Raw genomic sequence first — 23,937 nt, 5'->3', positions numbered from 1 at the left:
CCCACATTGGATGGGCGCTGTTCTTGAGGTTTGTGTTCCGTTTCAGGGCATAAACGAGAAAACGATCGCAGACAGCGCAATCAGCCCGATCAACACCACAAACACGTTCGATGCCTGACCCGAGTACTGGCGCAAAGAGGGCACGCGCCGAATGGCGTACATGGGCATCAGGAACAACAGGCAGGCGATGATCGGCCCGCCCAGGGTTTCGATCATGCCCAGGATGCTCGGGTTGAAGGTGGCGACGGCCCAGCAGGTCAGGACCATGAACAGCGCGGTGCTGCGCTCCAGCCATTTGGCCGACATCGAGCGGTTGCGCCCGCGCAGGGATTTGACGATCAGGCCCTGGAAGCCTTCGCTGGCGCCGATGTAATGGCCCAGGAACGACTTGGTGATTGCCACCAGCGCGATCAACGGCGCGGCGTAGGCGATGACCGGGGTCTGGAAGTGGTTGGCCAGGTAAGACAGGATCGAGATGTTCTGTTCCTTGGCAGCGGCCAGGTCTGCCGGGGACAAGGCCAGCACGCAACTGAAGCAGAAGAACATCACCGTCAGCACCATCATGCTGTGGGCCATGGCCAGGATGCCGCTGCTTTTGCGCTCGGCTTGCGGGCCGTAGACGCGTTTCTGGTCGACCGCAAAGGCGGAGATGATCGGCGAATGGTTGAAGGAGAACACCATCACCGGAATCGCCAGCCACAGGGTCTTGAAGAACAGTGGCAGCGGCATGCCTTCACTGGCGGAGGCGAAGAATGCGCCGTTCCAGTTGGGGATCAGGCTCAGGCCCAACAGCAGCAAGGCGGCGACAAACGGGTAGACCAGCACGCTCATGGCCTTGACGATCACGCCCTGGCCGCAACGCACGATGGCCATCAGGCCGAGGATCAGCACCAGGGACAGGATCGCCCGGGGCGGCGGCGCCATGTGCAGTTGGTGTTCCATGAAACTGCTCAAGGTGTTGGTGAGTGCCACGCTGTACACCAGCAGGATCGGGAAGATCGCGAAGAAGTACAGCAGGGTGATCAGCTTGCCGGCGCCGACGCCGAAGTGTTCTTCCACCACCTCGGTGATATCACCGGATTTGCCTGACAGCACAAAGCGCGTCAGCCCACGGTGGGCGAAGAAGGTCATCGGGAAGGCCAGCAGCGCCAGCACGATCAGCGGCCAAAAACCGCCGACGCCGGCGTTGATCGGCAGGAACAAGGTGCCAGCCCCAATGGCCGTGCCGTAGAGGCCAAGCATCCAGGTGGTGTCGTGTTTGTTCCAGCCTTTTGTAACGGTGCTTGCAGTCAGGTCTACAGCGGGATTTTCGGCAGCAGGTGTACGTACATCGGTCATCGATATTGCCTCGTTATTATTTTTGCGCGGGCTCACGTTGGGGCGGGTAGAAGTGCTCCGATCAGCACTCCACCCAGCTGACCGCCAGGCCGCCCCGTGAAGTTTCTTTGTATTTGTCGTGCATGTCGGCACCGGTGTCGCGCATGGTGCGGATCACTCGGTCCAGGGAGATGAAGTGTTTGCCGTCACCACGCAGGGCCATTTGCGTTGCATTGATGGCTTTGACGGCGGCGATTGCATTGCGCTCGATACACGGTACCTGGACCAGGCCGCCGACCGGGTCGCAGGTCAGGCCGAGGTTGTGTTCCAAGCCGATTTCGGCGGCGTTTTCCAGCTGTTCCGGGGTGGCGCCGAGGATGTCGGCCAGACCGGCAGCGGCCATGGCGCAGGCAGAGCCGACTTCGCCCTGGCAGCCGACTTCGGCGCCGGAGATCGAGGCGTTTTTCTTGCAGAGAATGCCGACGGCCGCCGCCGCGAGGAAGAAATTGACGACATCATCGTCCGACGCATCGGCGTTGAACTTCATGTAGTAGTGCAGCACTGCCGGAATGATCCCCGCCGCACCGTTGGTCGGCGCGGTGACCATGCGCCCGCCGGCCGCGTTCTCTTCGTTGACCGCCAGGGCGAACAGGTTGACCCATTCCATGGCTGACAAGGTCGACGTGATGACGTTGGGTTTGCCGATTTCCAACAAGCTGCGGTGCAATTTCGCCGCGCGCCGTGGCACATCCAGGCCACCCGGCAAGATGCCTTCATCCCGCAGGCCCTGCTCGACGCATTCGCGCATCACCGACCAGATATGCAGCAGGCCGCTGCGAATCTCGGCATCGCTGCGCCAGGCCCGTTCGTTGGCCATCATCAGTTCCGAGACGCGCAGGCCGTGCTTTTTGCACAGGCTCAGCAATTCGGCGGCGCTGGAAAAGTCGTAGGGCAATTGCACGTCGCTGGCGGGCGCAATACCTGATTCGGCTTCGGCAGCCTCGATGATGAAGCCACCGCCCACCGAGTAATAGGTCTGCTCGGTCAGCAGGCCATTTTCCCCATAGGCGTGCAGGGACATGGCATTGGGGTGGTAGGGCAGGCTTTCGTCCAGCAGCAGGAGATCGTGTTGCCAGTTGAAGGCAATCGACGTTTTGCCTGCCAGCAGCAGTTGGCCCGACTCACGCAACTGCTGAATACGCGGGCCGATGCTGGTGGGGTCAACGCTATCAGGCCATTCGCCCATCAAGCCCATGACGCAGGCGCGGTCGGTAGCGTGTCCTACACCCGTGGCGGAAAGGGAGCCGTACAAGCGGACTTCCACGCGGCGGGTGTCACTCAGCAGCTGCTGGTCAGCCAGGGCCTGGGCGAAGGTCGCCGCCGCACGCATCGGACCGACGGTATGGGAGCTGGACGGGCCAATGCCCACCTTGAATAGATCGAAAACACTGATAGCCATGCTAAAGCCTTACAAGCAATGGAGTAGGAATCGCTGCCATGTTTTGTAGGACAAGCGCAATCGGCGCGATACTGAGCCTCTGGATCGGCACTGACCAACGAATTATCCTAAGACACCCTTTAGCAGGACTAAACCCTATGAGCCGCCCGTTTCATGGCCAGACTTACGTTTGGCTGCACGTGTTTTTGTGCGCCGCACGGCATTTGTCGTTCACCCGATGCGCCGAAGAACTGCACATCACGCCGGGGGCGGTCAGCCAGCAGATTCGCCAGTTGGAGGAACGTTTGGGTTTTCGCTTGTTTCATCGACGGGCGCGTGGGGTGGAATTGAGCGCCGAAGGCCAGAGGTTGGCGATTACCGTGGGTGAGGCGTACGGCAGCATCGACGCCGAGTTGCAGCGCCTGGACGCCGGAATGATCAGCGGTACCCTGCGCCTGCGCTCGATTCCCTCGTTCCTGGGCAAGTGGCTGACCCCGCGCTTGCCGCGCCTGCAACAGCGTTTTCCGGACATCCAACTGCGCCTGGTGGCCGAAGACAGCAGCGTGGCCCTGCACGAGGGCGACTTTGACCTGGCCATCGACCTCAATGACGGCAGCTACCCCGGTTTGTTATCCACAGCCTTGCTGGATGAGCAGATCTTCCCGGTGTGCGCGCCGAGCCTGCTGCGAGGTCGGCCACCGCTCCACGGTCCGGCGGACCTGGTGCATTTCCCGCTGTTGCACGACATCACCGCCTGGCGTGGGAGTTATGAGTACGCGGAATGGGAGTTCTACCTGAATGCCATCGGCTACAACGCGGCGGACGTGCGTCGTGGGCATACCTTCAACCGTAACCACCTGACCATCGAAGCCGCCATCGCCGGCATGGGCGTGGCGATTGCCCGGCGCACCCTGCTCAATGACGAACTGGAACGCGGCACCTTGATCGTGCCTTTCGGCGTGGCCGTGCCCAACCACAAGCGTTATGTGCTGCTGTATGCCCCAGGCGCGCTGAGCCATCCGGGCGTGCGGGCGGTGCATGACTGGCTGGTGGAGGAAGCAGAGAATTTTCGTGGATTGCACCCGTTGGGAGAGGGGCAACTGTAAGGAATACGGGCGTAAGAAGATGTAACTAACTCCCCACCCTAACAGCGCTTTCGGCGGTTGTCAGACTTAATTTGTAATGTGGGATTTATCTTCGCAAAGGGGTTGAATTGTTCCTCTGTCTGCTCAATTGTGTCATCAGGAGGTCATGGTTTTCACCGCTGCGGTGAAGCAGGAGTGACCTCCCGCGAGCTAGCTGAAATAAGGGAAGAACTATGCAAATCCAAGTCAATAGCGATAACCATATTGAAAGCAGCATCCGACTGGAGGAGTGGGTACGTACGACCATTGAGAGCACGCTCGAACGTTATGAAGAAGACCTGACCCGCGTAGAGGTCTACTTGCGGGATGAAAACGGCGACAAGCCCGGTCCCCACGATTTAAGTTGCCGACTGGAAGCACGGCCAAAGGGCCATCAACCGGTTTCGGTCTGCCATAAAGCCGATACGCTGGAACAAGCGATCGATGGTGCGGCCACCAAGCTGGATCATGCACTGGAGCACTTGTACGGCAAACTGCGCGGCAAACCGCGCGCCGCCGGTCAAGGCTTGCCGAATACCAAGGCTGACGAGGCTGAGCTTGAAGAGGAATTCCTGGAAAACGAACAGGCTGCGCTTAACGGCTGATAGCTGATGGTTTTTTCAATGCCAACTGAAAACGGGCCTGCAGATGCAGGCCCGTTTTGGTTTTCTGGCTGGAGTACCGTCGTCAATGCGATCTGTAGCCGCTGCCGAGGTACGAGGCTGCGATGGGCTGCGAAGCAGACCCCGAGGGCGGTCCTGCGGACACGCATCGCAGCCTCGTACCTCGGCAGCGGCTACAACCGCCATCGCAGGCAAGCCAGCTCCCACAGTTGATCTTCGTTTTCCTTTGGACGGTTCCGGTGATTTAGAACGCCACCGACGTCTGCACATACACCGTCCGCGGTTCCCCCACGTACTTGCCCTTGTTGTTATCGTCAAACGAGCGCGTGTAGTACTGCTTGTTGAAGATGTTCTTCACCCCAATCGCCACATTCAAATCCGACAGCTGCGGGCCAAAGTCATACGCCGCCCGGCTGCTGAACAACAGGTAGCCAGGGATTCGTCCGGTGCTGCCGTCAGCGCTTTGCGCCTGGGTGTTGGCGTTGTCGGCGAACTGGCTGCTCTGGTAGCTGCTGTCCACATTCAGTTTCCACGCGCCTTCGGTGTAGCCGACGCCCAGGGTGCCTTTGTGCTTGGACGAGAAGGGCACGCGGTTGCCTTTGTTCGGGCCGTCTTCGCGGATGGTCGCGTCGACGTAGGCGTAGGTGGCGTACACATCAAAACCGGCCAGCGCCGGGCTCAACCCGTCGAGGGCATAGTTGATGCTGGACTCGATGCCCTGATGGCGGGTTTCACCGCGGGCGATCACCGTGTCGTTGGTCTGGTTGCTGTCGTACTGGTTGTCGAAGTTGATCAGGAACGCGCCGATTTCCGCCCGCAGGGTGCCGTTGTCATAGCGGGTGCCCAGTTCCCAGGTGCGGGCTTTTTCCGGCTTCACTTCGCCACTGTTCACACGGTTGGGCATCTGGCTGTATTGCACGCTGCCGAAGGAACCTTCGGTGTTGGCGTAGAGGTTCCAGTCGTCGGTCAGGTGATAGAGCACGTTCAGAGCCGGCAAGGCCGTGTTGTAGTCACCCTTGTATTTGACGTTGGTCAGGTTGTTGGTTTGCTGCGATTGGATCATCTCGTAGCGCACGCCGGGGGTGATGGTCCACTTGCCGATATCAATCCGGTCATCAATGAAGAACGCATGGGCTTCAGTGCCACCGCGGGTGTCGCGGTCGTTGCGGCTGTTGGTGGTAGGCAGTTGCTGGTTGGCGGTAATCGGTGTGCGGTAGCGCAATTCGTGGCCGGCTTCGTTGATGTAGCGGTAGCCGACGCCCACTTCGTGGCTGGTTGCACCGAGGTCGAAGCCTTGGGCGAAACGGGTTTCCAGGCCACGCACCCAATATTCGCGGGGTGACAGCGAGAGGAAATTGCCTTGGTCCAGGTAACCGCTGCGCAGGGTCTTGGTGAAGAAGCTGTTGACGGTGAACTCCCGGCGATCTTCCTGGTAGCGATAGCCGAAGTTGAACATCGTGCGCCGGCCCCAGAATTTGTCGTTGGGACGGGTGGACTGATACGGATCAGCCTTGTAGTCCGCCGCGCTCAAACCACCAGGCATATCGGCCTGGCCTTCGTAGTACTGGGCCATAGCGTTGAAGCTGTTAGCTTCATCCAGTTGGTATTTGCCCTTGAGGATCAGGTCGTCGATTTGCGTGTCGCTGTGTTCGCGCCAGTCACCGCCGCGGGTGCCGGAGTACAGGATCGCGCCGCCCAGGCCGTTGTCGGCGGTGCCACCCGCCAGCAGGTTGCCGGTGGTCTTGAAGCCATCGTGGCTTGAGGACGGGCTGGTTTCGGTCTGTATGCCACCTTTGACCGTGGGCGCATCGGGAATCGCGCGGGTCACGAAGTTGACGATGCCGCCGACGTTCTGCGGGCCGTAACGCACCGCGCCGCCGCCGCGCACCACGTCCACGGCGTCCATGTTGCCCATGCTGATCGGGGCGAAGGACAACTGTGGCTGGCCATACGGCGCGAAGGGCACCGGGATGCCGTCCATCAAGACCGTAGAGCGCGATGCCAACCGTGGATTGAGCCCGCGAATGCCGAAGTTCAGCGCCATGTCGTGGCTGCCGGTGCCGTTGTTTTCCGGGGCATTCACGCCGGGGATGCGGTTGAGCACGTCACGGGCCTGGGTCGCGCCCTGGCGTTCGAACTCTTCGCGGCGGATTACGTCCCGGGCGCCTGGGTGTTCGAAGACATTGGTCTGGGCGGCATCGCCCAACCAGTCGCCGACCACGCTGGAAGTGCCCAGCTCCAGGGTGGCCGGTGCGTTGATCGATTGCAGGCTGTAGGCGTTATCGCCTTCGGCACGCGCCTGCAAACCGGTGCCTTCCAGCAGCTTTTGCAAACCCTCTTCGGCGGTGTAGTTGCCCGACAAACCATGACTCTGCACGCCAGCGGTCACTTGGGAGCCAAAGGAAATCAACACGCCGGCTTCACGACCAAACTGGTTCAGCGCCGCTTCCAGGGAGGAGGGCGCGATGCGGTAGGGCTTGGTCTCGGCCGCCATGACTTGTGGCAGGACTGTGAAACTGAGGCTGGCGCCCAGCAGCAGGTGGCGCAGGGTGCGAGCGAGTGGCGTCAGGCGAGTCGGTTGCTGGGGCATGGAAGGCGGTCCTGAGAAGGAGGAAGTCTGGGTGGCTTTCCTTCTCTGTCACGCGAGGTGTGGAAAACGGCTCACAGGTGCAAAAAATAATTCAGGCGCGGGCTTCGACCGTCACCCAATAGCGGGTAAAACGCCGCACTTTCACCGGCAGGCTGATTTCCAGCAGGTCGAGAATTCGCTCGCTGTCGTCCAGCGGGTAGCTGCCGGAGATCAGCAGGTTGGCCACTTGCGGGTCGCAGTTGAGTTGGCCACGGCGATAGCGGCCCAGCTCGTCGAGGAAGTCCGCCAGGCGCATGTGAGCCGCCACCAGCATGCCGTCGGCCCAGGCGCCGCTGCCGGCATCGACGGGTTGTGCGGTGTCCCAGCCTTTGCGGGTGAAGTTCACCTGACGGTTTTTCTCTACCATCAGCGGCAGGCCGGAGTAGGCCTTGGGCGTGACCTCGACGTGGCCGTCAAACACCGCCAGTTGGGTGTGATCGCTGAATTGCCGCACATTCAGTCGCGCCGCCTGGGCACTGAGCAGCCCTTGGCCGGTGAGGACGCGCAGTGGGGTGGTGCCAGCGTTGCTGGTGAGTAAAATCTCGCCTTCGAGCAAACGAATCAGGCGCTGTTGGCCGTCGAAATGCACATCCACCGCGCTGCCGGTGTTGAGCTGCAACTGGCTGCCGTCGGCCAGTTGCACCTTGCGGCGCTGACCGACGGGGCTGCGGTAATCGGCACTTAACGGTGGCAGCAGGTGTTTGTCCCGCAGGCCCCAGGTCACGGCCGAGCCGGCGCCGAGGATCAGCAACAGCTTCAAGGCGTGGCGCCGGCTGCTGGACGTCGGTGCATTTAATGCCGCGTGGGCCAAGGGCGAGGGCATGCCGCGCAACCGCTGGTTGACCCGTTGAATATGCTCCCAGGCCCGTTGATGTTCGCTGTGGGCGTCTAGCCATTGCTGCCAGGCCGCCTGTTTACGCGGGTTGAGCGGCGCTTGCTGCATTTCCATCAGCCAATGCACTGCCTGTTCGGCGACGTGGGTGGAGAAGTTCGTGGCCGGGTTCATAGGGCGAAGTAACAGCGCAGGGCTGCCTTGTTCAGATGACGTTTGACGGTGGCGATGGAGATTTTCAGTTCGGCGCCGATTTGCGCGTAGGTCAAACCGTCGAGCTGGGCCAGCAGGAAGGCGCGCTTGACCACCGTGGGCAAGCCGTCCAGCAATTGATCAAGCTCAATCAGGGTTTGCAGGATGATCGCCCGGTCTTCTTCCGAGGGCGCCACGCATTCCGGCATTTGCGCCAGGGCGTCGAGGTAGGCGCGCTCCAGGTCGCGACGGCGGAAATGGTTGAACAGCACGCGCTTGGCAATGGTGGTGAGGAACGCGCGGGGCTCGATGAGTGTCGGTGTTTGCGGTGCCGTCAGCACTTTGATGAACGTGTCCTGGGCCAGGTCGGCGGCACTGTCCGGGCAGCCGAGCTTACGTCGCAACCAGCCGGTAAGCCAGTTGTGATGGTCGTGGTAGAGGACTTCGACGGTAGTGGACGGCCGCAACGTGGATACTCCGGCAGCATCTGCATGCTTTAGAGAACAAGAATTGTTCGCATTGTAGTGGTGGCGAATGGCATTCGGCAATCAGTGACAGACCGATGGAATGCGAATGCATCCGTTCTCTTTTGCTTATGAGAATATTTATCATTAATATTGCGCCCTGATAAATCAGGCGTTGCCCGCATGAAACGTAAGGCCTCACTTCCCGTCTCCTACCGTCTCGCCGTGACGTCGCGCGCGTTGGCGGCTGTCTTCGGCGGCTACCTGCTGGCATCCCTGGCCAGTGTCTGTATGGCCTTCTGGCTGCCCATCTCACGGGCTGATGCGGTGGTCAGCGCGATGATGAGTGCCTTTGTGTTCTACCTGCTGGCGGTGATCTGGTGTTTCGCCTGCCGCAGTGCCTGGCGTGCCTGGTTTGGCATCCTGGTACCCGGTGCGGTATTGGCGACGCTGGCGGGTGTCAGCTACTGGATGGCCCGGCCATGAAAGAGGGTTTCCGTCAGGCCATGGCCTGGTTGCACACCTGGGTTGGGCTGATCTTCGGCTGGCTGCTGTTCGCGATTTTCCTGACGGGCACCTTGTCCTATTTCAAGGATGAAATTACCCACTGGATGCAGCCCGAGGTGCAAGCCCATCCTCTGGACAACGCCCGCAGCCTGGCGATGGCCCAGACCTATTTGCAACAACAGGCGCCCCATGCCGCGCGCTGGTTTATCACCTTGCCTGACAGCCGCCAGCCAGGCCTGTCGGTGATGTGGCAAGACAAGGTCGACCCCGGTAAACGCGGCAATTTCATCCGCAAACGCCTCGACTCACTCGCCGGCAGTGAGGTCCAGGCCCGGGAAAGCATGGGCGGCGAGTTCTTCTACCGCTTCCACTTCCAACTGCAAATGCCTTACCCGTGGGGCCGCTGGCTGTCGACCATGGCGGCGATGGTGATGTTTATCGCGTTGATCACCGGGATCATCACCCACAAGAAAATCTTCAAGGACTTCTTCACCTTTCGCCCGCGCAAGGGCCAGCGCTCCTGGCTCGATGGACATAACGCGGTGGGGGTGCTGGTGCTGCCGTTTCATTTGATGATCACCTACAGCAGCCTGGTGATTTTCATGAGCATGGTGATGCCGGCAACCATCGTGGCCTCCTATGGCAGTACCGACGCGTTCTTCGATGACCTGTTCCCGGCCACCAATAATGCGCCCGCCTTGGGTCAGCCAGCGCCGTTGCTGGCGCTGGGCCCGATGTATGACGAAGCACGCAAACAATGGGGCGGCGGTCACGTCGAACGGTTGGTGGTGAACAATCCCGGGGATGTGAACGCTTCAGTCAATGTGATCCGCGCCGGTTCCGACCGAGTGGTGCATGACTTTGGCAGCGTCGTATCGTTTAACGGCGCCAGTGGTGAAGTGGTGCGGGTCAGCACCGAACAGTCCCTGCCCATGGCCATCAGTGGCAGTTTTTATGGCTTGCACATGGGGCACTTCGCCGGCCCGGTGTTGCGTTGGTTGTATTTCATTTGTGGCCTGGCGGGCACGGCGATGATCGGCACCGGGCTGGTGATCTGGCTGGGCAAGCGTCAGCTCAAGCATGCCAAAACCGGTGTCATGCCCTTCGAGTTGCGGCTGGTGGAAGTGCTGAACATCGCCAGCATGTCCGGGTTGATGATCGCTATCGGCGCGTTCTTCTGGGCTAATCGGCTGCTGCCGGTCGGGTTTGCCGAACGCTCTAATTGGGAAGTGCAGAGCTTCTTTATTGCCTGGGGCCTGACCGTGCTGCACGCCATGGTAAGGCGCGGTCGCCAGGGGTGGGTTGAGCAACTGAGCCTGGGTGCATTGCTGTTTATCAGCGTGCCGCTGCTTAACGCCTTGACCACTTCCCAGCACCTTGGGGTGTCGCTGGTTCAGGGCGACTGGGCGATGGCGGGCTTCGACCTGACTTGCCTGGGCAGCGGTGTGTTCCTCGCCTGGGCTGCGTGGAAGATGCAGCATCGCGTTGTGGCGCAACCCAACGCTGAACGCGTTCGAGCGATGCATCTCAAGGGCGAGGTGAACTGATGCTGCTGGCGCTGCTGTTGTGTTACCTCGGATTCACCGCGTTGTGCCTGTCCACCGACCGCCACCATGGCGAGTTACTGCACAGCAAACCCTCGCCGAAACGGCGACTGGTCTTGCGTCTTGGGGGGTGGTTGCTACTGATCGTGTCGATCTGGCCAGCGGTGCGCGTTATCGGTTGGAGCCAGGGCCTGGTGGAGTGGTGCGCGGTGCTGATGTGCAGCGCTTTGCTGCTGGTGTTGCTGTTGCCATACCGGCCAAGGTTGGCCTTGATCCTGGCGGGCGTCAGCCTGCTGGCCAGCCCGGTTGCGGCGTTCGCGGCACTGTGAGCAGGCCTTGATGATTACCACGCCACCTGAATCCCAGAATCGCCAACACGCTGAATCGGCGGGTGGACGTGCGCATTTTCTGCAAGTGTTTTTGTCCCAGCGTTCGCAGATGGAAGCGCTGGTCAGCCGTCGCGTGGGTTGCCGGGCGACGGCGGCGGATCTGGTGCAGGACTTGTTCCTGCGCTTCTGGCGCCGGCCACTGGTACAGGTCGAAGAACTCAGCACCTACCTGCTGCGTTGCGCCGGCAATATCGCCATCGACCACCTGCGCAGCGAAGGCGCGCGGGTGCGCAGCAACGAAGGCTGGTTGCCGGAGCAACAGCATAACCAGAGTTGTGAACCCCAGGCTGCACTGGAAGCCGGCAACGACTTGCGTCATGTAGAAGCCGCCTTGCGCAGCTTGCCTGAACGTACGCGGCAGATCTTTTTGCTCAACCGCATTCACGGACGCAAGTATGTAGAGATCGCCAAGGCCATGGGCTTGTCCCAAAGCGCCGTGGAAAAACATATGATGCGTGCCCTCGAAGCCTGCAAGGCCAGCCTTCGGGAACCTTCATTGCCGCGCTCGCCAGGGAAAGCACCGTGATCACCACTGCCAGCGTCACCCCGACGCCCGAACAGGAACAGGCCGCGCTGGCCTGGCTGAGTCTGCTCCACGACCAGCCCAGCAGCGGTGACCAGGCCACGTTCAGCCGTTGGTTGCGGGCCGATCCGGCTCACGCTTGTGCCTACGCGCAGGCCCAGGTGGTGTGGGAATTGAGCGAAGTGCCGGCGAGCACGCTCGCGGATGAAGAGGCCGTGGCGTTGCAGGGCTACCTGAAGGCGATGGACCGTTCAAAACGCTCAAGCGTACGGCGTTGGTCGGGCGCCTTGGCCATGGCCGCGTGCCTGCTGTTGATGGTGGCCCTCGGCACCGGTTGGCAGCCGTCGCGCTGGGTCGACGAGTTCGGTGCCGATTACGTGACGGCGCCGGGGGAGGTGAAGACCTTCACGTTGGCGGATCAATCCAGGGTGACCCTGGATACCGACAGTGCCATCGCGGTGGATTTCAGCCATGGCGAACGCCATATCCAACTGCGCCGTGGTGCCGGTTTTTTCAGCGTGACCCACACCGGCGAACCCTTTGTGGTGGAGGCGGGCAGTGGTGAAGCGCGGGTGCTGGGCACGCAATTCGAAGTGCGCCTGCAACCGACGGGCGCCCAGGTAACGGTGTTGTCCGGGCGTGTTGGCGTCACGCCGTCCAAAAGCGGGCAGCAGCAGATTCTCACCGCCGGCCAGCAAGTGGCCTACGCCGACGGCGTCGCCGATGAACTGCACGCGGTCGACAGCGAATCACGCCTGGCCTGGCGTGACGGCTGGCTCAACTACTACAAGGCGCCCCTGGCCGATGTGGTCCAGGACCTGCGCCGCTACTACCCGGGGCGCATCCTGCTGCTCAATGACGAGCTCGGCAACCGCCGCGTCAGTGGCAGCTTTCCGAGCCAGGATCCGCAGTCGGTCATCAGCGCCTTGCAAGCGGTTTTAGGGTTCGAGCAGCACACCGTGCTGGGTCGTGTGATTGTGTTGCGTTAGACATCAATTGCCGCGCAGGCACCCCGTGCACACCAATACTTTTCCTGCATTCCTCTTTCGCCTATCGCTACAGGTCAGGCCGTACGGCGTCTGCAGACTTTTCATCTAACCTTCATCGCAATCACCCAGACCTGTCACCAAACCGTTACACGAGGCGCGGATGATCGCCGGATTCCTGAGCGGATGGTCAGGAAGATTGGCGTCATCTGTCAGCTCAGTCCCGACGCAAATTCCTCTCTACAACAGAAAAATGTAAGCAAGGGATCTACTCGTGAAGATCAACACACTCTCTGCCCTGCTTTTAGCATCGGGCCTGGGCAGCTTTGCGCCGCTGGTTCTGGCGGACGACACCCAAGACGTTGGCTCGGTGAATGTGGCCGGTAAACAAACCCTGGGTAACGGCCACATGATCCGGGAAGAAAGCGCCAAGGCCCGGTCGACGGTGACCAAGGAAGCCATGGACGAAATGTCGGCCACGGCCAACGCCATCGACAAACTCAAATACACGCCGGGCATCAACGTTTCCAGTGATGACGCCAGCGGTACCAGCGGCACCAACTTCACCATGCGTGGCATGAACTCCGATCAGGTCGGGGTTTCCATGGACGGTGTGCCGATCAACGACTCCGGCAACTACAACGTTTATTCAAACCAGTTTGGCGACCCGGAAAACCTGGCAGAAGTGTTTGTCACCCAGGGTTCTTCGGAGGCAGACGGTCCGCACATCGGTTCCAGCGGTGGCAACATCGGCATGATCACCGTTAGGCCGACCAAGGAGTCCGGGGTTTTCGTCAAACAGATCGTCGGCGCCAATGCCCTGCGCAAGACTTTCGCGCGGATCAACACCGGTGAGATGGGTGGGTTCAAGTCCTGGCTTTCGGCGTCCCATCTTGAAGGTGACAAGTGGCGTGGCGAGGGCACCATGCGCAGTAACAAGGTTGAGTGGAGCGGCCTGTTCGAAGATGACAACGGCAATTCCACCCTGGCTACTGTGAAATACAACAAGCAGGAAAACTACAATTACAGCAGCTTGAGCAAGGCGCAGTTCCAGCAGCAGGGACGGAAGCTGGACTATGCTGAAACACCGGTCTACAAGGGCGGCTTGCTGTCATCGTCCTACAAGCTCAACCGCAACCCGTTTGAAAGCGTCAACGCGACGCTCAACCAGCGCTGGCAACTGCGTGACAACCTGTCCCTGACCGTCACGCCGTATTACTACTGGGCCAGCGGCGGCAGCTTCAGCGGCCAGACCGCCTCCAACCTGGGGCCGAACTCCGACAAGGCCGGCAACTACGACCTGAGTAACCTGCGATCGGCTAACTATTACCGCCCATCGTGGACCGAGACCTGGCGCCCTGGCGTCACCGCCAAAATGAAATGGGACATCAACGAAGAGCACAGCCTGGACTACGGCTACTGGTACGAACGCGCACGCCAGCGCCAGACCCAGCCGTTTATCGGGATCAACAGTGAAGGCGCACCCAACGACGTGTGGGGTGACTACAACAGTGGCAATCAGGTGGTCGACAAGAACGGCGCGACCGTCCAGGGCCGCCACTACTACACCGAGACGCCGTCGCAGAAGCTCTGGGTCCAGGACAGCTGGCAAGCAACGCCGGACTTGAGTTTTGTCGGCGGTGTGGCTTACCAGTATGTCGAGCGTGACGGCAACAACCTGGGCAGCCTGTACGACAAGGCGGAAAAACGTAACGCCCGCTACCACCAGTTCCTGCCCAACTTCAGCGCCAAGTACCAGGTCGATGAGAGTAACCAGGCGTTCTACAACGTCACGCGCAACATGCGGACGCCGCCGAACTACGTGCTGTACAACAAGGGTGATTCATTAAGCCTCAGCCCCGAGTTGAGCTGGAACCAGGAACTGGGCTGGCGCTACACCGAAGAGAAGATGGCGCTGAACGCAACCCTGTTCTACATCACCTTCAAGGACCGTCAACTGTCGACCACCGACCTCAACGGTGACTTCGTGATGGCCAACGTCGGCGACGTGACCAACAAGGGCCTGGAGCTGGAGTGGAGCGGCCTGCTGCCGCACAACTTCAACTACTACGCGTCCTACACCTACACCAAGTCCGAGCAGCAAGACGACTTCGTCAGCAAGAACGTGCTGTTGCCGACCTCGGGCAAGCAGTTGGCCAACGTGCCGGAAAACATGTTCAACCTGGTCTTCGGTTATGACGATGCGCGGTTCTACGGCAACATTGCGGGCAAGTACGTCGGCAGCTTTTATGGCGACTTGACCAACAACGAGAAAATCGAAGGCCGCACGGTGTTTGACCTCAACGCCGGTATCTACCTGCCGGTGGACAAAAAAGTCATCAAGTCGGCGACCTTGCGTTTCTCGATGCTCAACGTGTTCGACAAGGAATACCTGAGCTCGGCGCGCACCGTGTCGTTCAACTCGGCGCCGGTCAACGGCCTGGCGGCGAGCACGGCGTTTTACAACGTGGGTGAGGAGCGTACAGCGATGGTTTCTCTGGAAGCCAATTTCTAAGCACTATTGTAGGAGCGAGCAAGCTCGCTCCTACATGAACGGCCTCCTTATCAGCGGTTCTGAAAAATATTTTCAGTTTCCCATGAGGTAAACCCACCCCTCATCCGTGTAGTGCTTGAAACTGCGATTAATTCGCATTAACAGCGCTTCTCTACACGGGTTCTCAAGCATGAAGTCCAGGGCAAAGTCGGCGGCAGGTGGTTTGGTTAAGCATTGGCTGGGAGCCTCGGTGATGGTGGTATCGGGGCTGGCGTTGTTGCCCCTGTCGGTGGCGCGGGCGGCGGAGTCGGAGCAGCAAAGCGCCGTGTTCAGCTTTGCCCTGGCAGCCAAGCCGTTGCCTCAGGCGTTGAGCGATTTCAGCCGGGTCACCGGGATCAGCGTGGTCTACACCGATGAAGCGCCTTATGGCCTCAAGGCCCCGGCGGTCAATGGGCGGATGAGCGCGGCCCAGGCCATGCAGCATTTACTCGGCAATTCCGGTTTTACCTTCCGCCAGATCGATGCCCGTACCCTGGCCCTGGAGCCGCAACCCACTGAAGGTGCGGTGAACCTGGGCGCCACCACCATCAGTGGCCTGGGCCAATCCGAGGAAACCACCAGCTATCAGCCACCGCCCACCAGTTCGGTGATGCGCTCCCAGGGCTTGTTGTTGGAAACCCCGCAAACCGTCAACGTGGTACCGGCTCAGGTCATTCGCGATCAGGTGCCGCGTAATCTTGACGATGCCTTGGCCAACGTCAGCGGTATCACTCAAGCCAACACCCTCGGCAGTACCCAGGACGCCGTGATGCTGCGGGGTTTTGGCGACAACCGTAACGGTTCGATCATGCGCGACGGCATGCCGGTGGTGCAGGGCAGGGCGCTGAACTCCACGGCGGAGCGGGTCGAAGTGCTCAAGGGCCCCGCGTCGTTGTTGTACGGTATCCAGGACCCGGGCGGTGTGGTCAATATCGTCAGCAAAAAGCCGGAATTGACCCAGTCCACGGCCCTGACCGTGCGCGGCTCGACCTTCGGCAGCGGCAAGAACGGCAGCGGCGGCAACCTCGATACCACCGGCCCCATCGGTGATTCGGGCCTGGCATACCGCCTGATTGTCGACCATGAAGATGAAGATTACTGGCGCAACTTCGGCACCTACCGTGAAAGCCTGATCGCGCCGTCCCTGGCCTGGTATGGCGAGAACACCAAGCTGTTGTTCGCGTATGAACACCGGGAGTTTCTCTCACCCTTCGACCGTGGCACCGCCATCGACCCGAAGACCAACCACCCGCTGGACATCCCGGCCACCCACCGCCTGGATGAGCCTTTCAATAATATGGAAGGCCGCTCCGACCTGTATCGCTTCGAAGCCGATCACGACCTGAACGATGACTGGAAAGCCCACTTCGGCTACAGCTGGAACCGTGAAACCTACGACGCCAGCCAGGTGCGTGTGAGCAAGGTCAACGCCAATGGCACCCTGACCCGCAGCATGGACGGCACCCAGGGCGCACTGACGACCGACCGTTTCACGACCGCCAGCCTTCAAGGCAAGGTGAATGTGTTCGGCATGCGCCATGACCTGGTGTTCGGCCTGGATGACGAGTACCGCAAGATCTACCGCGCCGACCTGATCCGCCAGGCCAGCCGCAGCGTTTTCAGCTACATCGACCCGGTGTATGGCCGGGAAGTGGCCGGCACCACCGTCAGCGCTCCGGACAGCAACCAGACCGACTTGCTGCGCAGTGACTCGTTGTTCTTCCAGGACGCCATTCACCTGACCGACCAGTGGATCCTGGTGGGCGGCGCACGCTTCCAGAAATATGACCAGTACGCCGGCAAAGGCGTGCCGTTCACCGCCAATACCGACAACAATGGCCAGAAGTGGGTGCCGCGGGTTGGCTTGGTGTACCGCTACACCGATGAGTTGTCGTTCTACGGCAGCTATACCGAGTCATTCAAACCCAATTCGACCATCGCGCCGCTGGCCAACAAGAGCGTGCTGGACGGCAGCCTTGAGCCGGAACAGTCCAAGTCCTGGGAATTGGGAGGCAAGCTGGACATTCCTGGGCGCATCACTGCCAGTGCGGCGGTGTTTGATATCGAAAAACGCAATGTTTTGGTGTCCGTCGGCGACGGTTTGACCTCGGTGTACAGCGTTGCCGGCCAGGTACGTTCCCGTGGCCTGGAACTTGATGTGAGCGGCCAATTGACCGATCAATGGAGCCTGATCGGCAGCTATGCGTATACCGATGCCGAAGTCACCCAAGACCCGAAATACCAGGGCAACCGCCTGCAGAACGTGGCGAAGAACACCGCTTCGCTGTCGGCCGTCTATGACTTCGGCAGCATTGTCGGTGGCGACCAATTGCGCGTCGGCGCCGGTGCGCGCTACGTCGGTGAGCGTGCGGGTGATGCCGCCAACAGCTTCGAGCTGCCGGGTTACACCGTGGCCGATGTGTTTGCCACCTACGACACCAAGGTTGACGGGCAGAAGGTCAAGTTCCAGCTCAACGTGAAAAACCTGTTCGACCGCACCTATTACACCTCCGCCGTCAGCACGTCCTTTGTATCGATTGGCGATGCACGGCAGGTGTCGGTCTCGAGCACCCTGGAGTTCTGATGAAAAACTGGCTAGTGGCACTCCTGCTGATCAGCGGGACAGCGTTGGCGGATGATGCGTTGTATCACCGTGAACACCGGGTGACATTGCCCGGTTCCGGCCACAGTTGGGGGTTTGTCGCGCTGGACCCGACTCGGCCCTATCTGTTCCTGGCTCGACGCGAAAACGGCTTGAGCGTGTTCGATACCCGGCAACAGCGGCTGGTCAAAACGGTGGAACAGTCCGAAGGCGCCAATGGCGTGGTGTTTGTGCCGGAAGTGGACCGGGTGTTTGTGCTCAACACCGACGGCAGTTTGAGTGTGGTGCAGTTATCCACACTCACACTGTTGAAGCGCATCCCGGTGGCGCAAAGCAACCTCAACAGTGCGGTGTACGAGCCCACCACCGGTAAGGTGATTATTGTCAGCGGACGGCGGGCGGATCGTTCGACGCTGTTTGAATTCGATCCGAAGCAGGAGCGGATCACCGGGGCCCATGAGCTGGCGGTGAAGAAAATCGACCCGTTGCTGGTCAAGGGTGACGGCAGTTTCTTCCTGCCGATGCGAGATGAAGGCAAGGTGGCCCGCTTCGATGCGAAGACCTTTGCCGTACTCGATACCTGGCAGTTTGCCGATTGCCCCAAGCCGAGCGCCCTGGCCCAGGATGTGGAGCGTCAGCGCTTGTTCATCGCCTGTCGTGGGGAGGCGCCGCAGTTGATCGTCGCCGACCGTGAAACCGGCGAAGTGAAAGCCCGCTTGCCGATCACCCGCGACGTCAACGCCCTGGCTTATGACGTGCCGCATCGCCGCCTGTTGATCCCCAGCGGCGTGGACGCCAGCCTGACGGTGATCGAGCAACACGACGCCGATCGCTATGTGCTGCGCGCCAGCATCAGCACCTTGCCGATGGCCTACAACATGGCGTTCGATCCGCAGACCCGGCGGGTTTTCCTGTCGACCATGGACTTCATTCAACCGGCGCCGAGCCTGGCAGAGCCCAAGCCGGACCCGTTGTTTCAGGCCGATACGTTCTCGGTGACGACCCTGGCACTTGATTGAGCGAGGTGAATTCACCAAGCTGCGCACTCTCGCACATCAAGGAACACACGGTTTATGCGGTTGGGACGATGGACACACGCCAGTGGCATGCTGCTGGGCTTGAGCTTATTGCTGGGCGGTTGCGCCACGGCGCCGACACCTTCAACCCGCCAGGCCCTTGACCGCCTGTTGGCCGACCCGGCACTGAACGGTGCCAGCGTTTCGCTGATGGTGCGTGATGCTCGCAGTGGCAGCACGCTCTACCAGCACAACCCGCGCAGCCGGTTGACTCCGGCGTCGAGCCTCAAGTTGTTGACCACCGCAGCGGCGATGGATGTCCTCGGGCCGCAGTACCGGTTTTCCACGCAACTGTTGAGCAACGGTGCTCGCCAGGGTGAGCGCCTGAACGGCAATCTGTACCTGCGTGGTCTTGGGGATCCGACGATTCAGTGGGCGGATTACCAGGCACTGGCCGCGCAATTGGCGGGTCAGGGTATTCGTCAGGTCCAGGGCGACCTGGTGTTCGACGACACCTGGTTTGACGCCGAGCGCCTGGGCGTCGATTGGGCCCATGACGACGAAAGCACTTACTACGGCGCGCAGATTTCGGCGCTGACCGTGTCGCCCGATATGGATTTTGATGCAGGCACCTTGCTGGTTATCGCCAAGGCTCCGGCGGTTGTCGGCCAACCGGTGAGTGTCGAGATCAGCCCTGCTACCGATTATGTGCAGATCAGCAACCGGGCGGTCAGCGGGCCGGGCAACAGTTATGGCCTCAACCGCCAGCACGGGACCAATCTGCTGCGGCTTAGCGGTGCGGTGGCGCCGGGCAAGCAAAGCCAGCAAGCGGTCAGCGTCTGGGAGCCGACCCAACTGGTGGCCAACCTGTTTGAACGGGCATTGGCGGAGCAGGGGATTAGCGTTCAGGGGCGCCGCGTGATCGGTGGCACCCGTCCAACCACGGCGACGGTGTTGGCGGTGCATGAATCGGCGCCGTTGCAGGAATTGATCACGCCGCTGCTCAAACTCTCCAATAACAGCATGGCCGAAGCGCTGCTCAAGGCCATGGGCCGCAAGACCGCCAATGCCGGGACAGCGGCTGCGGGTACGGCGGCGGTGGCTGGTTTTCTGAAGCGCCAGGGAGTGGACCCGGCGACGTTGAACCAGGTGGACGGTTCGGGTTTGTCCCGGCGTAACCTGGTGTCGGCGCAAAACCTCACCGACCTGTTGTTGGCGGCGAGCAAACAACCGTGGTTCAACGCCTGGTACAACGCCTTGCCGATTGCCGGTAATCAGGACCGCATGACCGGTGGCAGCCTGCGCTATCGCTTGCGAGGCACCTCGGCCGAGAACAACCTGCACGCCAAGACCGGGTCGATGGGCGGGGTTTCGTCGTTGACCGGGTACGTGACTGATGCGCAGGGACGACAGTTGGTGTTTTCGATGGTGACCAATAACTACGTGGTCGAGGGGGCGCGGATCAAAGTGCTGGAAGATCGATTGGCCGCTGCGTTGGCGCAATGGGCGCACTGATAAAAAGATAGCCTTCTGAATATCACACAGATCAAAGGTGGGAGCTGGCTTGCCTGCGATGGCTGAGTATCAGTCAACAGATTCATCGGCTGGCCCACCGCTAATCGCAGGCAAGCCAGCTCCCACCTTTGATCTGTGTGATTATTCGAAGTGTATTTCAGGCCAAGAACGCCTGGCGGTATTCCCCCGGCGTTGCCCCCATCGCCTGGCGAAACCGATTGGTGAAATGACTGGCACTGGAGAACCCACAGGCCAGGGCAATTTCGCTCAAGGGCAGTGAGCTGCTGCGCAGCAATTCCCTGGCCCGGTTCACCCGACGTGCCAGTAAATATTGATGGGGCGGCAAGCCAAAACTCTCACGAAACATCCGCGCAAAGTGGTACTCCGACAACGCGCACATTCCCGCCAGTTGCCCAAGGCTGATGGGCTCGGCCAGTTGCTGGTCGATGTACTCCACCAATTGCCGGCGCTGGTGGGCGGCCAATCCGCCCTTCAAGCGCAAGCCCTCGCGCATGCCCACTTGGCTGAGCAAGGTGTGGCTGAGCATTTCGTGGGCCAGGCTGCTGGTGAGCAAGCGTTCGGCGGGCTCGTGCCAGTTCAGGCCGATCAACTGGTGGAAGCGATGGGCTTGCCGGGCATCTTCCAGAAAGGTGTTTTCCCGCAGTTGCAGTTCGCGGGGTTCGCGGTCCAGCAGGGTGACGCAGCCGAGGGCAAACTGTTCCGGGCTGAAATACACATGAGCCAGGCGGATCTCGCCGTTGATCACCCAGGCTGACTGATGTTCGGCGGGCAGGATGCACAGTTTGTCCGGGCCGCCCTTGGTGCCGGGCTGGTCGCGCCGGAACGTCCCGGTGCCGCCGCCCACGTAGCAGGACAAGGTGTGGTGGCTGGGCGCTTCATAATCCTGGGCATCGTGATGGTTGCTCCACAAGGCTGCAGACAAGCCGTCACCGAGCTCGGCGCACCGCTCAAGGCGAGCGTTGGGCGAGCGGTTGAGGGATTGAAAGACTTGCAGGGTTTCCAGTGGCGGCATGGCGGTTCTCTCTGACGACTTGCATCCTACTCCCCACAGCGGGCGCTGTGATCCCGCCAGCCGACAAAAGCGCAAGAATGTGCAAGAGGCGCCGGTCGCTGCGGGGCGACACTGTGGTTCAACAACCGGAGTGCGCCATGAACCTTTCCCTGTATTTACTCACCGTGCTGATCTGGGGCACCACCTGGATTGCCCTCAAGCTGCAATTGGGCGTGGTGGCGATTCCTGTGTCCATCGTCTATCGCTTCGGCCTGGCGGCGCTGGTGTTGTTCGTGCTGCTGCTGGTCAGCCGCAAGCTGCAGGTGATGAACCGGCGTGGGCACTTGATCTGCCTGGCTCAGGGTTTATGCCTGTTCTGCGTCAACTTCATGTGCTTCCTGACCGCCAGCCAATGGATCCCCAGTGGGTTGGTGGCGGTGGTGTTCTCCACGGCAACCTTGTGGAACGCCCTGAACGCCCGGGTGTTTTTTGGCCAGAAAGTCGCCCGCAACGTGTTGATGGGCGGCGGTCTCGGGCTATTGGGTTTGGGGCTGCTGTTCTGGCCGGAGTTGGCCGGCCATACCGCCAGCCCGCAGACCTTGCTCGGCCTGGGGTTGGCGCTGCTGGGAACGATGTGTTTCTCGGCGGGCAATATGTTGTCGAGCCTGCAGCAGAAAGCCGGGCTCAAGCCGCTGACCACCAACGCCTGGGGCATGGCCTATGGCGCCTCGATGCTGGCGCTGTACTGCGTGTTCCAGGGGATTCCTTTCGACATGGAATGGAACACCCGTTATATCGGTTCGCTGCTGTACCTGGTGATCCCGGGTTCGGTGATCGGGTTTACGGCTTACCTGACGTTGGTGGGGCGCATGGGGCCGGAGCGTGCGGCGTATTGCACGGTACTGTTCCCGGTGGTGGCGCTGAACGTCTCGGCCTTTGCCGAAGGTTACCAATGGACGGCGCCGGCGTTGGCGGGACTGGTGCTGGTGATGTTGGGGAACGTGTTGGTGTTTCGTAAGCCCAAGCCGGTGGTAGTTGGGGCTCGAACCCTGGCATGAACCTGTAGCTGCTGCCGAGGTACGGGGTTATTTCATCCCCAATCGCTTGGCCATCCGGCCCAGGTTCGCCCGGTCCAGTCCCAGTTCCCGGGCGGCGCCGGCCCAGTTGTGCTGGTGCCGTTCCAGGCAAGCACCGATCACCTGGCGCTGATAGTTTTCCGTGGCCAGGCGTAGATCGCCTGTTACCTCTGGTATGGCCGCAACCGGTTGCTCTTCGAGCAGCGGTGCCGAGACATTCGGTAAATCCAGATCCTGGGCACTGAGGCTGAGAATCTTCGGCCGTTCCCGGCAATTGCCCAGCGCCTTCAAGGCGCTGCGGCCGATCAGGTGTTCCAGCTCGCGCACGTTGCCCGGCCAGGCATACGCCAGCAAGGCCGCCTGAGCGTCGCTCGTCAGCCGCAGGCTGCCCAGGCCCATGCGTGAGCGGTTCTGTTCAAGGAAAAAGCCAGCCAGCAGCAGCACATCGCGGCCACGCTCACGCAGGGCCGGGACTTGCAGCGGGTACACACTCAAGCGGTGGTAGAAGTCGGCGCGGTAACGACCGTTGCGCACTTCCTCGGCCAGGTCGCGGTTGGTGGCGGCGATCAGGCGCACATCTACCTGATGTTCCTGATCCGAGCCCAGGCGCTGCAACTGCCCGCTTTGCAGCACCCGTAACAGCTTGGCCTGGACCGTGAGCGACAACTCGCCCACTTCATCGAGAAACAGCGTGCCGCCATTGGCCAGTTCGAACTTGCCCCGGCGCTCATTCAGCGCGCCGGTAAAGGCGCCACGCACGTGGCCGAACAGTTCGCTTTCCACCAGGGTTTCCGGCAGCGCCGCGCAGTTGAGGCTGATCAGCGGTTTTTCGGCCCGGGGCGAGGCAGCGTGGATGGCCTGGGCCACCAGCTCCTTGCCGACGCCGGTTTCGCCGGTGATCAACACCGTCAGGTCGCTGCCGCCCACCAGTTTGATCTCCTCCACCAGGCGCTTGTGGCGTTTGCTCTGGCCGATCATTTCCTTGTGCTGCTGGCCGCTGGCCTGGCGGTAGATCTCGGCGCGCTGGTGCTCATCTTCGGCGCGGATGGCCAGGCGTTCGATTCGCTCGGCAGCATTGACCGTGGCGGCGGCGAGGCTGGCGAAGGCTTGCAAGGCGTCCAGTTCGACTCGTTCGAAACGCTCGATGTCGAGGGCATCGAGGGTCAGCAGGCCCCAGGGCCGGTCGTCAATAAACAGCGGGCAGCCCATGCAGTCATGGACTTCCAAATGACCGTGGAGGCCATCGACCAGGCCGTCGTAGGGGTCGGGCAGTTTGCTGTCGCTGTCAAAGCGGGTAGGGCCGGGGTTGCCGAGCAGCACTTCGAAGCGCGGGTGTTCGCTGATCTTGAAGCGTCGTCCCAGGGTATCGACGCTCAATCCATCCACTGCCAAGGGCACCAACCATTCACCGTCCAGGCGCAGCAACGCGGCGGCGTCGCACGGCAGCAGGGCGCGCATGGCCTGAAGCAAGCGCCGATAGCGTTCGCCCTCGGGCAGTTCGCGGGACAGGTCGGCGACCAGGGGCAGCAGGGTGGTGAGCAGTGATTGTGCAGTCATAATGACTCCTTGTAGTCCTAATGACTATAGTTCGTAAGAAGTCATACTGACTACATAT

General features: G+C 61.0%; 19 protein-coding genes. 12 read left to right on the top strand and 7 right to left on the bottom strand.

Annotated features, from left to right (window positions below; all coding sequences use genetic code 11):
• Positions 1 to 42 precede the first annotated feature (42 nt).
• Together GNF76_RS03565 and GNF76_RS03560 are read right to left on the bottom strand one after the other, a co-directional pair.
• Entirely contained in the window at positions 43 to 1,338 is a 1,296-nt protein-coding gene (locus GNF76_RS03565) for a serine/threonine transporter (protein WP_155581792.1), read from the bottom strand.
• A 61-nt stretch (positions 1,339 to 1,399) separates the two neighbouring features.
• The gene (locus tag GNF76_RS03560) at positions 1,400 to 2,776 is read right to left on the bottom strand and encodes an L-serine ammonia-lyase (protein WP_155581791.1); all 1,377 of its coding nucleotides are present in this window, start codon (positions 2,774 to 2,776) and stop codon (positions 1,400 to 1,402) included.
• Between the two features lie 137 nt (positions 2,777 to 2,913).
• On the opposite strand from GNF76_RS03560, the gene GNF76_RS03555 reads away from it, so the two are divergent.
• The gene (locus tag GNF76_RS03555; protein ID WP_155581790.1) at positions 2,914 to 3,861 is read left to right on the top strand and encodes a LysR substrate-binding domain-containing protein; all 948 of its coding nucleotides are present in this window, start codon (positions 2,914 to 2,916) and stop codon (positions 3,859 to 3,861) included.
• 212 nt (positions 3,862 to 4,073) lie between these two features.
• Positions 4,074 to 4,484, top strand: coding sequence for an HPF/RaiA family ribosome-associated protein (locus GNF76_RS03550; RefSeq protein WP_155581789.1), 411 nt, complete (start codon positions 4,074 to 4,076; stop codon positions 4,482 to 4,484).
• Between the two features lie 262 nt (positions 4,485 to 4,746).
• Here GNF76_RS03550 and fecA read toward each other — a convergent pair whose 3' ends face one another.
• From fecA to GNF76_RS03535, 3 genes are all read right to left on the bottom strand, one after another.
• Complete coding sequence (gene fecA / locus GNF76_RS03545) at positions 4,747 to 7,092, bottom strand: TonB-dependent Fe(3+) dicitrate receptor FecA (RefSeq protein ID WP_155581788.1); 2,346 nt, start codon at positions 7,090 to 7,092, stop codon at positions 4,747 to 4,749.
• 91 nt (positions 7,093 to 7,183) lie between these two features.
• Entirely contained in the window at positions 7,184 to 8,137 is a 954-nt protein-coding gene (locus GNF76_RS03540; protein WP_155581787.1) for a FecR domain-containing protein, read from the bottom strand.
• Complete coding sequence (locus GNF76_RS03535; protein WP_155581786.1) at positions 8,134 to 8,622, bottom strand: sigma-70 family RNA polymerase sigma factor; 489 nt, start codon at positions 8,620 to 8,622, stop codon at positions 8,134 to 8,136. Before GNF76_RS03535 ends, GNF76_RS03540 begins: the two co-directional genes overlap by 4 nt.
• 180 nt (positions 8,623 to 8,802) lie before the next feature.
• Between GNF76_RS03535 and GNF76_RS03530 the strand changes: the two genes are divergently transcribed.
• The 9 genes from GNF76_RS03530 to dacB all read left to right on the top strand — a co-directional run bounded on the left by GNF76_RS03530 (position 8,803) and on the right by dacB (position 20,234).
• On the top strand, positions 8,803 to 9,105 hold the full coding sequence (locus tag GNF76_RS03530) for a DUF3649 domain-containing protein (RefSeq protein ID WP_155581785.1): 303 nt from the start codon (positions 8,803 to 8,805) through the stop codon (positions 9,103 to 9,105).
• Positions 9,102 to 10,673, top strand: a complete 1,572-nt coding sequence (locus tag GNF76_RS03525) for a PepSY-associated TM helix domain-containing protein (RefSeq protein WP_155581784.1) — start codon at positions 9,102 to 9,104, stop codon at positions 10,671 to 10,673. The genes GNF76_RS03530 and GNF76_RS03525 overlap by 4 nt, the downstream gene beginning before the upstream one ends.
• Entirely contained in the window at positions 10,673 to 10,999 is a 327-nt protein-coding gene (locus GNF76_RS03520) for a DUF3325 domain-containing protein (protein ID WP_155581783.1), read from the top strand. Before GNF76_RS03525 ends, GNF76_RS03520 begins: the two co-directional genes overlap by 1 nt.
• Positions 11,000 to 11,006: 7 nt before the next feature.
• The gene (locus GNF76_RS03515; RefSeq protein WP_379652546.1) at positions 11,007 to 11,585 is read left to right on the top strand and encodes an RNA polymerase sigma factor; all 579 of its coding nucleotides are present in this window, start codon (positions 11,007 to 11,009) and stop codon (positions 11,583 to 11,585) included.
• The gene (locus GNF76_RS03510) at positions 11,582 to 12,571 is read left to right on the top strand and encodes a FecR domain-containing protein (RefSeq protein ID WP_178123161.1); all 990 of its coding nucleotides are present in this window, start codon (positions 11,582 to 11,584) and stop codon (positions 12,569 to 12,571) included. The genes GNF76_RS03515 and GNF76_RS03510 overlap by 4 nt, the downstream gene beginning before the upstream one ends.
• A gap of 271 nt (positions 12,572 to 12,842) precedes the next feature.
• Positions 12,843 to 15,083, top strand: coding sequence for a TonB-dependent receptor domain-containing protein (locus GNF76_RS03505; protein WP_178123160.1), 2,241 nt, complete (start codon positions 12,843 to 12,845; stop codon positions 15,081 to 15,083).
• A gap of 232 nt (positions 15,084 to 15,315) precedes the next feature.
• Positions 15,316 to 17,685, top strand: coding sequence for a TonB-dependent siderophore receptor (locus GNF76_RS03500; RefSeq protein WP_246211862.1), 2,370 nt, complete (start codon positions 15,316 to 15,318; stop codon positions 17,683 to 17,685).
• Positions 17,685 to 18,722 (top strand): YncE family protein, encoded by a 1,038-nt coding sequence (locus tag GNF76_RS03495; protein WP_155581779.1) that lies wholly within the window; start codon positions 17,685 to 17,687, stop codon positions 18,720 to 18,722. The genes GNF76_RS03500 and GNF76_RS03495 overlap by 1 nt, the downstream gene beginning before the upstream one ends.
• A gap of 54 nt (positions 18,723 to 18,776) precedes the next feature.
• Positions 18,777 to 20,234 (top strand): D-alanyl-D-alanine carboxypeptidase/D-alanyl-D-alanine endopeptidase, encoded by a 1,458-nt coding sequence (gene dacB, locus GNF76_RS03490; RefSeq protein ID WP_155581778.1) that lies wholly within the window; start codon positions 18,777 to 18,779, stop codon positions 20,232 to 20,234.
• Between the two features lie 157 nt (positions 20,235 to 20,391).
• On the opposite strand, the gene GNF76_RS03485 is transcribed toward dacB, so the two are convergent.
• On the bottom strand, positions 20,392 to 21,267 hold the full coding sequence (locus tag GNF76_RS03485) for a helix-turn-helix domain-containing protein (protein ID WP_155581777.1): 876 nt from the start codon (positions 21,265 to 21,267) through the stop codon (positions 20,392 to 20,394).
• A 137-nt stretch (positions 21,268 to 21,404) separates the two neighbouring features.
• On the opposite strand from GNF76_RS03485, the gene GNF76_RS03480 reads away from it, so the two are divergent.
• Positions 21,405 to 22,304, top strand: coding sequence for a DMT family transporter (locus GNF76_RS03480; protein ID WP_155581776.1), 900 nt, complete (start codon positions 21,405 to 21,407; stop codon positions 22,302 to 22,304).
• 27 nt (positions 22,305 to 22,331) lie between these two features.
• On the opposite strand, the gene norR is transcribed toward GNF76_RS03480, so the two are convergent.
• Entirely contained in the window at positions 22,332 to 23,879 is a 1,548-nt protein-coding gene (gene norR / locus GNF76_RS03475) for a nitric oxide reductase transcriptional regulator NorR (protein WP_155581775.1), read from the bottom strand.
• Between the last annotated feature and the right edge of the window lie 58 nt (positions 23,880 to 23,937).

This window comes from Pseudomonas spelaei (assembly GCF_009724245.1).
GTDB classification, from domain to species: domain Bacteria; phylum Pseudomonadota; class Gammaproteobacteria; order Pseudomonadales; family Pseudomonadaceae; genus Aquipseudomonas; species Aquipseudomonas spelaei.
Note: the sequence above shows the minus strand (reverse complement) of the source record. Positions and strands in the feature narration are given on the sequence as shown.